Raw genomic sequence first — 13471 nt, 5'->3', positions numbered from 1 at the left:
AATATATGTAAAATTTATTTTAATCTCTTAAAATTTCCAAATTATCTGATAGAATGGGGGTCTGAACTTATAATTTGCAGGAGGCTTCCCATGAATAAAGACAACACTTTAACCTGTGAAATCCTCATAACAAGTGATCTACATGGGCACTTAGGACCCATTGATTACCGTACAGGTGAGAAACGACAAAAGGGCTTAGCAACCATTGCCAGCCTTATTAAACAAGAAAGATCCCATTGTCCGGAACTGATTCTTCTGGATAACGGCGATCTTATTCAAGGGACACCGCTAGCTTATTATGCAGCCACACAGTACAGTGACGAATTAAATCCAGGCATAGCTGCACTGAACGAATTAAAATATGACGCTGCAATTATCGGCAACCATGAGTTTAATTTTGGTAAGCCACTGCTCAATAAAGCCATTCAGGATTCCAAATTCCCTTGGTTATCTGCTGGGATTATAGATCGCACGACATGTAAGCCCGCATTTGGTAAACCTTATATCATCAAGTGGGTAGACCAAAAAATCAAGGTAGCCATTCTAGGGGTTACCACACATTACATTCCCCACTGGGAGAATCCTGTCCATATAGAAGGACTTCAATTTAAGGATTCGTTAGAGACTGTAAAACTTTGGTGTGCCACGATACGAGAAGAAGAACAGCCCGATTTACTCGTTGTAGCTTATCATGGCGGATTTGAGCGCGACCTCATTAGTGGTGAACCTGTAGAGAGACTAACCGGGGAGAATCAAGCCTACGCAATGTGCACAGAGGTTGAAGGCTTAGATGTGTTAATTACCGGACATCAGCATCGCTTCATAGCTAGTGAGCTAAATGGTGTGACGATCATACAGCCTGGTTGTAATGGGCATTCCCTAGGTAAGATTTCAGTAATCTTTCAAAAAGAAAACGAGCATTGGAAGATTAAGAGTAAACAAGCCGAACTCCTTGCTGTGGACGACAAGACCGCTGTAGATGATGCACTTCTAGAGCTTAGCAGTACTCTTGAATCAGAAACAGAAATCTGGCTGGATGAGAGAATAGGTACAGTTATCGGTGATTTATCTATTTCTAGTGCAGATGAATGCCGAATGGCTGACCATCCCTTTATAGAATTCATGAATAAGGTACAAATGGAGGCTACCGGTGTAGAAATCTCAACATCAGCTTTGCTCAGTAACGATTGCAAGGGTTTCAGTAACACCATTACACGGAGAGACATTCTTTCTAACTTCATTTACCCTAACACGCTAACTGTACTAAGACTGACCGGGCGAGATATAAAAGAGGCACTGGAACAAACCGCCAATTATTTTCAAAAGGATATAGAGGGAAATGTAATGGTTAACCCTGCTTATGTAGAACCTAAATCGCAACATTACAATTATGATATGTGGGAAGGCATCCACTACGAGCTTCATGTCCATAAACCTGTAGGCAAAAGAGTCCTCCATCTGCTGTATCGTGGACAGCCTGTAGAGGACTCTAAGGAATATGATGTTGTTATGAACAACTATAGAGCAAGCGGCGGTGGAGATTATGAGATGTATAAGGGCAAGCCGATTGTCAAAGAAGTACTGATCGACATGTCTGAAATTGTCACGAATTACATTGAAAAACGCGGTCAAATTGAAGCTACCTGTGATCACAACTGGAGAGTGGTTTAAGTTGTGCTGATGAATGCCTTAATATCGGTTTCTATCAGCTTTAAAGCCCCTCTCCAAAAATCAATGGAATGTACATCAATATCCATAAACTTTGCTACATCTGCAATATTATGCTTGCTGGTAGCACTAAGGAACTGACGATACCGGGCGACGAATCCCTCGCCCTTTTTTAAATATTCTGCGTAGAGTCCTTTAGCGAATAATAGTCCGAAAGAATACGGGAAGTTCATAAATTCATAACCAGCCATAAAATAGCCGGCCTTGTTCATCCACATGTAAGGATGGATCGTGTCAGGATCAATGCTCTCACCGTAAGCTTCCACCATACAAGTAATCATCAATTCGTTCAGCTCTTGAACAGGAAGCGGACCTAAGGCTCTTCTCTCATATAATTTAAGCTCAAATAAATAACGAGCATAGAAGTCTACAAGATAATACCCAGCATCGGAAATACTTCTTTCCAATAGAAGCAGCGCTTCTTTCTTGGTCGAACTAGTGAGTAGTGCCTGATTTACAATCGTCTCGCAAAAGATCGAAGCCGTTTCAGCAATCGGTATCGGGTAATCTGTGTTCAGCATCGTTTCATTCCCCAGACAGGAGCTATGATACGCATGGCCGAGCTCATGGGCAAGGATACTAATATCTATAGCATTTCCGGTGAACTGGGTCATGATTCTGCTCTCGCCTATCGGAAAAATATCAATGCAGAGCCCATATCCACCCTTACCCGCTCTAGGTTCTGCATCAATCCATTGCTGATCAAAAGCCTTTTGCGCTAAACTGGCCAATTCCTCGCTAAAGGTTCCGAAGCTAGAAACAATTGTTTTTTGAGCATCTTCATAAGAGATTTTTACACTTTCTTCGCCAATCGGTGCAAAAATATCGTAAAAAGGCAGCTTTGTAGAATGTCCCAGCAATTCGGCTTTCTTTTGATAATAGGTATGAAAAGCTGGCAGACTCTCCTGAAGAGCGGCGAGCATTGCCGATAAAGTTTCACTGTCCATTCGCGATGCCACTAACACCTTTTCCAGAGAAGATTGATATCCACGCATGCCATAAACCGTTAGCGCCTCACCGCTTATTCCATTCATGCAAGCTGCACAAACCCCAGCAATACGGCTGCAAGCTTCAGCCTCGGCTTCATAAGCCGCTTTTCTTAATGCAGCGTTATTCTCATAGGCCATACTCCTTAGTTCCGCAAGCGTTACTTTCTTAGTTTCCCCTTGTACTACCACATCTGCTAGTGTACTCGATACGCTCTCCATGTAGAGCCTTCCCCACGCTTTAGAACCCGTGCTCTGCATTCTGGCAATTGCAACTTCCACTTCCTCATTTAATACATAACGGGATTGCAGAAGAAGCTCCTTTAAATAAAATCGATGCTTCAAAAGATAAGTTGAGCTAACGATAAGCTCATCTATGTGATCACAAGTACTAATCCAACGGTTAAAACCCGCAACTACTCCAGCAATCTCTGAGCTTATATGTTCAATATCATCCGCAAGATTCATAGCTTCCTCACAACTGCTGTCTGCACTAAGCGTTAACTCTGCATAGGCCAATAAACATACATATACGCTTTTATAATCATTGTAGAGTCTTAAAAAGTTCTCCACAGGTGCAGCCGTAACAGCTGTCGCTTTCAAATGATTCTCAGCCCACATCTTTAAATCTTGTATATGTTGACTCAGTAGCTCACGATCCCCTTTTAACTTCTCTGACTCAAAGGAAGGATATAAGATATCCAAATTCCATGTCATATTCATTCGCAAACCTCTTCCCCATCAATTACTTTCTTCTAAGCATAATCCATAACGACAGAAAAGTGCATCGACATAATGTACTTCCTCTCTTCACACAAAAAAAGGACCCCGCCAACGTCCGGCAGGGTCAAGGTCTATATTATAAGGGGGTTATGTGATTACTATAACCCTCTTAGCTTAAAAGAATATGAATAGTAGATAAAGATTGGCTTAAACTAAAGATCCCTGCCCTCTTCATTAACAAAAAAGGACCCTGCCAACGTCCGGCAGGGTCAAGGTCTATATTTAAGGGGGGTATGTGATTACTATAACCCTCTTAGCTTAAAACGATATGAATAGTACCTAAAGATTAGCTTAATCTGAAATCATCCCTTATTGACTTAAAGTTGAAGGGTTATTTCTGGCCTTAGTAATCTGAATCCCAATATAAATCATTAGGAACAGCACCATGAACCCAGCAGAATAACGATACATCATCCCATAATCGGATGCCGCCGAGATTGCCCCAAGAATAATGGCCCCACTGGCTACCCCTAAATCTGTAGAGTTATAAAACATACTGTTCGCCATACCATACTGTGCAGGTGTAGACGTCCGAAGCATCCAAGCCTGTATAGTTGGCTGAATGGCTCCAAAGCCGAGTCCATACAGCAGTGCGGATACAATGAGCATTGGCATGGATGTCGTATACGAGAGCACCGTTAAGCTCGCGACAACACAAACCGCTGCAGGAATCAGAACAGCAGCGGGTCCTTTTTTATCAAATAGTCTGCCGGAGATAGGTCTAATAATGATGATCGTAATCGCGTTAAATAAGAAGAACAGCCCTACTTGCTCTAAATGCACCGATTCACCGAACAAAGCGATAAAGCTAAGCAATCCCCCGTAAGTGATCGCGATCAGGACATTCAATATTGCAGGCAATACTAACTTTGTATTAAAAGGAACCTTGAGTGGTTTGGATGGTGCAATGGATCGCTCAATAGGCTGTTTTTTCGGTACAGCAGGAAGCGAACGTGAGAAGAACAGAACTGGAAAGGCAAGAAGCAAGGTAAATGTTCCCATCATCGCCAGTGTTCCAAACCCCGATTGCTTCATTACGTTCAAACCAATCATAGGACCAATGGACATTGCAAGACTGGTTGATAAGCCGAAATAGCCGATCCCTTCGCCCATTCTTTTGCTAGGAATAATCTGTGAAACAATCGTGGGAATAATCGTGCTGGCAATCCCGAACCCAATCCCATAGCCTACCCGCATCAGCAATAGTGAACCGATGGAGTCTGCTACCACATAAAGACCGGTTATGGCGGCCGCGATAGCTAACCCAATATATAATAGTACATTGCGGCTAACCCTCCGCATCAGAAAAGCAGTCATAAAACGTGAAGCAATCGCAGTTAGCGCAAATACACTTGTAACCAAGCTGACCATAATATCTCCGGCTTGAAATTCACTTTTTACATAAGACGGAAATGAAGATAGCAGCATCTGTAAATTCATAAATAAAAATAAAGCACTAATCGTTAATGCAATAAAAGACTTGGTCCAAAGCTTCGTACGTAGTTCTAGTTGTTCTGGCATAACTTACGTTCCTACTCTCCATCATTTATTTGATCGATATGATTGTTTATTCTTAGCAGCAATCCCATGAGCAGCTCATATTCATCACTAGAAATACAGTTCATAATCTCATCTGTGACTTGATCCTCAATAGGAAAGGTCTCCTTAATCAAAGCTCTTCCTTTTTCGGTAATATAAACCTTAAAAGAACGCCGATCATTCTCTCCCGTTCTTTTATAGATCAGTCCTTTTCCCTCCAAGTGATCCAGAATTCGCGTCGTAGTTGGTTTATCCTTACCTGAACGCTTCGCGATGTCCTTCTGAATCAGCCCTTCCGTTCTATCGACTTGAAAAAGAACTGACCATTGCTCAGGTGTAATATCATATTCTTTTAGCCCATTTTGGAATAACGCACTTAATTTACGATAGGTCGTTCCCATCATAAACCCTAACGTAAGTTCGGATTGGTTATGCTGTGTTGTCATGATCAGCCCTCTTCTCATTTCAGCTCATTTTAAATAGTTGCTTAAACAATTATATTCTAGACAACTAATTTTGTAAAGGTGAGACAAAAATATATGCTAACTATTATTAAGTTGCTTGACAAAGTAAACTTGATGAAGTATTATTATCTCATGTTAAAGATACTTAACTTAAAGACAACTAGAGCGTAACACGCTTAATATTATTTATTTGAAGGTTGTGTAATTCATGGGATTTCTAGACAAACTATTTGGTAGAACAAAAATCGAGGAGGAACAAACAATGTCAAAATTAAACATCGGAATCATTCTGGGAAGTACTCGTCAAGGTCGTTTAAGCCCACAAGTAGGAGAATGGGTTAAAAAGGTTGCTGATGCACGTGGAGATGCTAATTATGAGATCGTAGATATCGCGGACTTCAAACTTCCACTAATGGGAGAAGTTGATGCCACTGAACAAGCAACTGCTTGGAATACAAAGCTAGCTACATTAGACGGTTTCGTATTTATCGTTCAAGAGTACAACCACAGTATTTCCGCATCACTGAAAAATGCACTCGATTACGCACGTGAAGCTTGGAACAACAAAGCAGCGGGTATCGTAAGTTATGGTTCCGTAGGTGGCGCTCGTGCAGCTGAGCATTTACGTGGAATTTTGGGAGAACTGTCAGTAGCAGACGTTCGTGTACATCCGGCTCTGTCCCTGTTCACTGATTTCGAGAACGGTTCTGTGTTCAAACCAGCGGATCTTCACCTGACCAATGTAAACGGCATGCTTGATCAAGTATTGGCTTGGAGCGGTGCGCTCAAAACATTGCGTTAAGATTAACCTGCTTTAATCTTATGAAATACACCTCTTGGAATAGACATTGGATAAACCTATGGGTTATCCGGTCGATTCTAAGGGTGTATTTTTTGTGTGTGATGAAATGACCACCCTAGAACAAGGAGCAATGATCATATGGTTTGTGCTTGCATTATTAACAGCTCTCGCTTGGGGAGGGCGAGTGTTTGGGGTGAAGTGCCCGGGCCATCGCATCTATATAGCGCTGAACGGCGCGCTGACTCACTTCCGCTTCTGGAACGAATATTTCGAAAAGATGAAAACATCCGGGATACAGGTGAAATTCGATATCTACACCTGCTTGCGCAAGTCGTGTTACATATTCGATCGTCTCATCTCGGAATAGATCAAGCTGACCTACACATGTATAGGTTGGTGGCAGTCCTGCTAAGTTCTCCGCTCTCGTTGGTACCGCATAGGAAGATATCCTACTGGCATCGTTCTCCTCGCCCAGGTACATGTTCCAAGCCGTTAAATTGTCCGTCCGGTTCCAGATTGCACCTTCTTCCGTAATCTCATGGCTTGATGGCGTAATGTTACGGTTGTCGAGCATCGGATACAACGGCATCTGAAAGTTAATGGAGGGTCCACCTTTATCTCGTGCCATCAGCGCAAGTGCTGCTGTCAGCCCGCCGCCACCGCTTGCACCAGCAATTGCAACCCGATTCTCATCAATGCCAAGCGATTCCGCCTCCTCCGTCATCCATACCAAGCCAGCATAACAATCTTCGATTGCAGCTGGATAGGGGTGCTCGGGTGCCAGCCTATAATCAACCGACACGACAACACATCTCGCCGTCTGAACAAAGCGTTCACACAACTTGTCGTCCATATCAGGATGTCCTAATACGTATCCGCCCCCGTGAATCCACAGCATAGCTGGAAGCTTGTCAGCATTTCGCCCAGCAGGTTCATATATTTTTACCAGCATTTCCCCTGCAACACCCGGTATTTTTCGACTGGTTGTGTTTACATGCTCTGATCTCTTCACTGGCGGAGCCGACACTAAACTTCTGCTCCACTCTAAATTCTCTTCCAATTGAAACCCTGGAAATTGTGAATATGCCTCTCTTAATTCTGGTAGTATACGTTTATCGATACTCATGAAAATCCTCCAATACAATAATGATTGCTTGTATAATCCCTATTCCTTCTCAGCTTCCCACTTGGCAATTTCCTCTCGTACTCGTGGAGCAACCTCCGTTCCGAGCAGTTCTATAGCCCGCAACACCTGCTCATGTGGCATCGTGCTTAGTGGAACATACATCATAAAGCGTGTAATACCTACATGCTTCCGTAGATGAATGATCTTCTGAGCAACTGTTTCTGGATCTCCAACGTACAATGCGCCATCAAAGCTTCGGGCCGCATCATAGCTGGAACGGTCGTAATACGACCATCCTCGTTCTTTCCCGAGCTTGTTCATGCCGTACTGGGTAGATGGAAAAAAGATATCTGCTGCCCGTTCCGTATCTTCTGCGACGAATCCAATCGAATGAGATCCCACCTGAAGCTGCGATACATCATGTCCAGCGCGGGCCGCCGCCTTCTTGTACAGCTCTACAAGCGGAGCAAAATTAATTGGATTGCCGCCAATGATCGCCAACATCAATGGCAGACCCAAAAGTCCTGCACGAACGGCAGAGCTTTGCGTACCTCCGCTGCCAATCCATATAGGTAAAGAGTCTTGGACGGGCCGCGGGTATACGCCCAAATTATGAATTGCTGGCCGATGGCCTCCCTTCCATGTTACTTTCTCGGAATCCCGTATTTTCATAAGCAGTTCGATATTTTCATTGAATAGCTCCTCATAGTCATGTAAGCCATAACCAAACAACGGAAAGGATTCAACGAATGAACCTCTGCCCGCTATAATCTCGGCACGTCCATTGGAGATGCCGTCAAGCATAGCAAAATCCTGAAACACACGTACAGGATCAGCAGATGAAAGGACCGTCACAGCACTAGCCAGGCGAATCCGTTTAGTCAAAGACGCAGCAGCGGACAACACGATTGCTGGCGAAGAAGCTGCATAATCTTCACGATGATGCTCACCTATGCCAAAAACATCAAGTCCCACCCGATCCGCAAGTACGATTTCTTCGACTACTTCTCGTAATCGCTGTGCGTGACTCATTACAATTCCAGTCTCAATATCCGGCTTTGTTTCTACGAACGAAGTAACACCTATTTCCATGCTTTATCACACCTCTTTTAATTTTTCTCATGCACTACAACCAACAGAGATTTGGGGCAAACCTATTTTTTAAGAAGAATGCTCTAGACAACGGATTAAAGCGGTCCAATCCATCTCACCATAACCACGGGCTATTCCTTCAGATAAATGATGATGGATAAGTTGGCCCAAAGGTAGAGGAGCTTGGACGGACTGCGCTGCCTCTATAGCAAGTGCAACATCCTTCAGCCCTAGCTTCATTTTAAAACCAGCTGGTTCAAACCGCTGTTCTGTCATTATCGCCCCATAGTTCTGATATAAGGGAGATTGAAAAAGAGCATTCACCACATCCATAAAACGGGCTGGCTCTATGCCATACTTTTCTACCATCAGCTGCGTTTCTGATAAAGCTTCCAGCATAGAAGCAATTAAAAAGTTTACACCTATTTTCACAACATTTCCTTCTTCGCTATAATCCCCAATCTCGAATATTTCCTGACCTAATTGTTCTAAAACAGGAATTAACTGTTGTCTGGCTTGCTCCGGACCTGCCAAAATGATGCGCAATTTAGCTGCTTTAGCGGCATCCGGACGCCCTAGCACTGTGGCAGACACAAAGTACTGCTTTCTCTCCGCATGCGCCGCGGACAATTTCCGAGCCAGATCTACACTGATCGTACTGGCAGATATGTGAATTCCTTTTTCTGATAATCCATTCAAAATTCCATTTGGGCCCTCAACAATCTCCTCCAAAGCGGCATCGTCAGAAAGCATGGTTATGACCATATCGCTCTTTTGTGCGGCCTCCAATGGTGTCTCGGCATAATGCGCTCCCTGATCTATTAGGGGTTGCGCTTTTTCACGAGTACGATTAAAAACGATTAATTCATTACCAGCTTTCAACAAATTTTGGGCCATTGGAAAGCCCATTTTCCCAAGCCCGATAAATGATATTTTCATAAGTTTCTTCTCCGCATTAAGGATGATTTACAATAACGGAACGATCGTTCCAGAATAACCAAAAAAAATTTATATTGCTGCAATTACAAAGCTTATCATCTCTTTAGCACGTTGCTGATCTTGATCTGCTTTTGCCATAATATTTATGCTTTGATGTAAATTCAGCAATAAATAAGACCACGCTTTGACATCAGTGGTTTTATCAAGTTCGCCTGATTGTCGGCCTTTTTCCAAAAGCTCGCAAAAAGCCTCTTCTAAATTCAAAAAACTAGTCTTTATTAATTCATTTATTTTTTCATCCCGCGACTCTAGTGTTGTAGCTGCATTCGTTACAAAACACCCGCCGGGTAGGCTCGTATCGTACGCTGAAGTAATATGTTGCTCAAAAAATTGTTGAATCCCTGCTCTAACGCTTGACGCCCGTTCAAGAATGACCTGTTTATTGAAGCTAACCTTTTTGTAATGTTCCAGTGCGGCAATGTACAACGTTTGCTTGTCAGAAAAAGTATCGTAAAGACTAGATCGGCTAATGCCCATAACCTGCAGCAAGTCCGGTATGCTTGTTGCCTCATAACCCTTTTTCCAAAACAACAGCATCGCTTGATGTAGTGCTTGATCCTCGTTAAACTCTCTTGTCCTTGCCATGAGTAACACCTCCTGTAATAGCAATATAACATATCTGGAACGATCAGTCCAGATAAACTTCGAGAGATAACCTTACTGTTTGCTTGGCATAGCTGATGACTATAAATAGCCTACAAAAAGACCTGCTCGGTAGGCTTCATCGCTTACGAACAGGTCTTATTTATTATTCCGGTCTTTCAATTTCAAAAATCTCACCAATCGTAGCGTAATTTGATCCCGCCAAACGACTCACTGCATTTAAGGCTCTAGGGTCAATCCGTCCCTCCTGATAAATCGATTCATCGATATGAAACTGAACAATCTCGCCAATGAATAGATCACTTCCAGGTTCTTCTTCCCCTAGAGGTATCGCTTGTACAAGCTTACATTCCATTCGAACCTTTGCTTCCAATACTCCAGGTACAGTTACATTTTCACTTGGGACCGGTGTAAGATTCGCTAGTTCAATTTCACTTTCTCCTCTTGGCAATGAGGCAGCGGTTTGATTGATTTTCCCAACATTCTCACCATCCACAATATGCACAACAAACTCATGATTGTTATAGATATTACGGGCTGTATCTTTTAATCGCCCCGCTGGTCTTTGAATAGACAGTGAAACCATCGGGGGGTTAGACGAGACGATATTAAAATAGCTAAACGGCGCACCATTCAAAATGCCATCTTCTGATTGAGTGGTGACAAAGGCAATGGGCCTAGGAATTACAGTACCAATTAATAATTTATAATTATCGCGCTCACTATTGTGCTTCGGATCCATCGAGATCAATCTCCCCAGCTCCTTCTTCACTCTTTTACGAAATCGATCGTGCTTCTTACCGTATCAATTGGACGAACTAACTTCTCAATTTGCTCCCGCTTAGGCTCCAAGAATGGTGGCAGTGAGAGTTTCTCTCCAACCGTTTCGTATTCCTCATCCCCCATAAACCCGGGACCATCTGTTGCAAGCTCGAACAAAATTTGTGGAGCAACACGTGTATACAGCGACTCGAAGAAATGACGATCCACATACCCTGAGGTACGGAACCCAAATTCTTCAAAATGCTTTGTCCACTCATCTAGCATGGTACGATCCTCTACACGGAAGGCAGCATGGTGAACGGTACCAAAGCCTTGACGCGCATTCGGTAAGTCCTCATTATGCTCTACAATAATTTGCGCACCATTTCCGCCTTCGCCGACTTCAAACAAGTGATAAGCCTCTTCCTGGCCAATTTCTTTGAACATCATGACTTTTTCCAACATTTCTTTAAAATAGCTAAAATCAGCTATACGTACAAAAACCGGTCCCAAACCCGTTATCGCAAACTCTAAAGGAATCGGTCCTTTTTGCCATGGTGTACCTGATGCAACCCCTTCATTAAATTCATCCGAGATCAGTTGATATTGTTGGTCATCAAAATCTACGAAGGATAATATCTTTTTGCCGAATTGCTCTTTAATTCCGGAATGCTTCACATCAAGGCGATCAAAACGCTTTACCCAGTAGTCTAATGCAGCATCTGTTGGTACTCGAAAGGATGTTTTAGCAATCTCATTGGTACCGTGTACCCCTTTAGGAATGTTAGGGAAGTCAAAGAACGTCATATCTGTTCCGGCACTGCCCTTATCATCCGCGAAAAACAAGTGATACGTTTGGATATCATCTTGGTTGACGGTCTTCTTCACTAGACGCATTCCCAATACGTAAGTAAAAAACTCATAATTCTTCTCTGCGCTGCTGGTGATGGCTGTTACGTGGTGAATCCCTTTTAGATTTCTCATGATTATACACTCCTAAAGTTTAGTTTGATTTTGCAATATAATTCCCTAAATTAAGAAAGATTAATTGAATTATCTTAATGTTAAGATATCTATCAAAAAAATTTGTTTTCCAACATTGTTCCTATGTTTCATAAAACAATACTTTTAAACTATCTTTACATTAATTATCTTTAACTTAAGATAAATTTAACACACTCCTTTGTTATTGTCAACCAAACACTATAAAAGAGAACAGCCTTGTTCAGGATGTGAAGAATCACAAGGCTGTTCGGTTTCAAATTACCTCTGCCATTAATAAATTCAGTGAAAGATGAACCTACGCTTGTCTTGCGAACGCATAACGAAGAACAGCTTCTTCTAAGATATCAATTCCCAAAATAATATCGTCCATTTCTGTATATTCATTAGGATGATGACTAAGTCCATCTACAGAAGGAACAAAGATAAGCCCTACTGGGCAAAGTTTGTTCATGTTCATAGCATCATGTCCTGCCCCGCTGATCATCCGTTGACTCAATATCCCCTTCTCTTCACAAATGGATTCTAGAACATGACTGATCTCATCTGATAATAGGACAGGTTCCTCCGAAATGATCTCCGTACTCGCAATTTCAAGTTGTCTGCTTGCTTGTACTGAGGATATCGTTTGATATAAATGGCTTAACACACGTTGTCTGGATGCCACTGAAGTAGATCTGATATCAATTTTAATTTCAACTTCTCCCGGAACCACGTTCATAGCACCATTTAAGATGTCTATCACCCCAAGGGTCGCAACCGTTCCATATTCTTGCTCGAGTTTAGCTGCTTTTTCAAGCTCAAGTGCTATTTCTGACGCACCTAGAAAAGCATCTTTTCTCATATTCATAGGGGTCGTTCCAGAGTGGGATGCTTTCCCTGATATTTGAATATGAAGTCTCACGGGTGCAGCAATTCCAGTCACAATTCCTATTTTTTTATTATTGTTTATTAAGACGGGACCTTGCTCAATATGTAATTCGAAAAACGCTTTTAGTACTTCATCCCCTCTACTCGCCTGATAAATACTGTTATAATCTAATGCGCATAGCGAAAATGCTTTTTCCATGGTAATCCCATCTTTGTCCTTTAAACCTTTGTATTTCTCCTTCTGAAATAACCCTGCCATTACTTTGCTGCCTACTGTTGAAATACCAAACCGCGAGGATTCTTCACAGGCAAATGAAATAACTTCGATCGGATGATCCGTTTCAATCCCTTTTTCGTTTAAACGTTTGATTACTTCCAAGGCAGCCGTTACACCTACCACACCATCGTACTTCCCTCCTTGATATACCGTATCCAAGTGAGAGCCCATTACAACGGGTGGAAGCCCTTCTATCTTCCCATTTCTTCTAGCAATCACATTTCCGCAATGATCCATCCGAATATCTAAATTCTCAGCCTTACACATCCGCATAAAAGCACTCGTACAGGTCTGCTCTTCATTTGTATAGGCAATTCTAGTGATGCCCTTCTCACCCGAATTGTATTGATTAATATTATCAAATAATGCCTGATATCTGCTCTTTCTATCCATGCCAGTATCTCCAATCCTGGGTATTCATGATTATGGTTTCATCAA

At 42.4% G+C, this 13471-nt stretch carries 12 protein-coding genes; 2 read left to right on the top strand and 10 right to left on the bottom strand.

What is annotated here, in order from left to right:
- Positions 1–90 precede the first annotated feature (90 nt).
- Positions 91–1671, top strand: a complete 1581-nt coding sequence (locus tag ACN6MV_RS05510; protein WP_042124625.1) for a bifunctional metallophosphatase/5'-nucleotidase — start codon at positions 91–93, stop codon at positions 1669–1671.
- Here the strand turns inward: ACN6MV_RS05510 and ACN6MV_RS05505 are convergent.
- From ACN6MV_RS05505 to ACN6MV_RS05495, 3 genes are all read right to left on the bottom strand, one after another.
- Positions 1668–3437, bottom strand: a complete 1770-nt coding sequence (locus ACN6MV_RS05505) for a M3 family oligoendopeptidase (protein ID WP_042124623.1) — start codon at positions 3435–3437, stop codon at positions 1668–1670. The genes ACN6MV_RS05510 and ACN6MV_RS05505 overlap by 4 nt on opposite strands.
- A 369-nt stretch (positions 3438–3806) precedes the next feature.
- A complete protein-coding gene (locus ACN6MV_RS05500; protein WP_042124621.1) occupies positions 3807–5018 on the bottom strand; it encodes an MFS transporter in 1212 nt (403 codons plus the stop codon).
- Between the two features lie 11 nt (positions 5019–5029).
- Positions 5030–5482: a MarR family winged helix-turn-helix transcriptional regulator gene (locus tag ACN6MV_RS05495; RefSeq protein WP_042124619.1), complete on the bottom strand. Its 453-nt coding sequence runs from the start codon at positions 5480–5482 to the stop codon at positions 5030–5032.
- A gap of 280 nt (positions 5483–5762) precedes the next feature.
- On the opposite strand from ACN6MV_RS05495, the gene ACN6MV_RS05490 reads away from it, so the two are divergent.
- Positions 5763–6302, top strand: coding sequence for an NADPH-dependent FMN reductase (locus ACN6MV_RS05490; RefSeq protein ID WP_042124617.1), 540 nt, complete (start codon positions 5763–5765; stop codon positions 6300–6302).
- 157 nt (positions 6303–6459) lie between these two features.
- On the opposite strand, the gene ACN6MV_RS05485 is transcribed toward ACN6MV_RS05490, so the two are convergent.
- The 7 genes from ACN6MV_RS05485 to ACN6MV_RS05455 all read right to left on the bottom strand — a co-directional run bounded on the left by ACN6MV_RS05485 (position 6460) and on the right by ACN6MV_RS05455 (position 13426).
- Entirely contained in the window at positions 6460–7428 is a 969-nt protein-coding gene (locus tag ACN6MV_RS05485) for an alpha/beta hydrolase (protein WP_419885871.1), read from the bottom strand.
- Between the two features lie 39 nt (positions 7429–7467).
- Positions 7468–8520 carry an LLM class flavin-dependent oxidoreductase gene (locus ACN6MV_RS05480; protein ID WP_419885870.1) on the bottom strand — a complete coding sequence of 351 codons (1053 nt, stop codon included), beginning with the start codon at positions 8518–8520 and terminating at the stop codon, positions 7468–7470.
- 69 nt (positions 8521–8589) lie between these two features.
- Complete coding sequence (locus ACN6MV_RS05475; RefSeq protein WP_419885869.1) at positions 8590–9459, bottom strand: NAD(P)-dependent oxidoreductase; 870 nt, start codon at positions 9457–9459, stop codon at positions 8590–8592.
- A gap of 69 nt (positions 9460–9528) precedes the next feature.
- Positions 9529–10104, bottom strand: coding sequence for a TetR/AcrR family transcriptional regulator (locus ACN6MV_RS05470; RefSeq protein ID WP_419885868.1), 576 nt, complete (start codon positions 10102–10104; stop codon positions 9529–9531).
- A 163-nt stretch (positions 10105–10267) separates the two neighbouring features.
- A complete protein-coding gene (locus ACN6MV_RS05465; protein WP_419885867.1) occupies positions 10268–10873 on the bottom strand; it encodes a flavin reductase family protein in 606 nt (201 codons plus the stop codon).
- A gap of 17 nt (positions 10874–10890) precedes the next feature.
- Positions 10891–11868, bottom strand: coding sequence for a ring-cleaving dioxygenase (locus tag ACN6MV_RS05460; protein WP_339289443.1), 978 nt, complete (start codon positions 11866–11868; stop codon positions 10891–10893).
- 316 nt (positions 11869–12184) lie between these two features.
- Entirely contained in the window at positions 12185–13426 is a 1242-nt protein-coding gene (locus tag ACN6MV_RS05455) for a M20 family metallo-hydrolase (RefSeq protein ID WP_419885866.1), read from the bottom strand.
- Between the last annotated feature and the right edge of the window lie 45 nt (positions 13427–13471).

It is taken from the genome of Paenibacillus sp. B-A-8 (assembly GCF_048572915.1).
Lineage (GTDB): Bacteria > Bacillota > Bacilli > Paenibacillales > Paenibacillaceae > Paenibacillus_AQ.
Note: the sequence above shows the minus strand (reverse complement) of the source record. Positions and strands in the feature narration are given on the sequence as shown.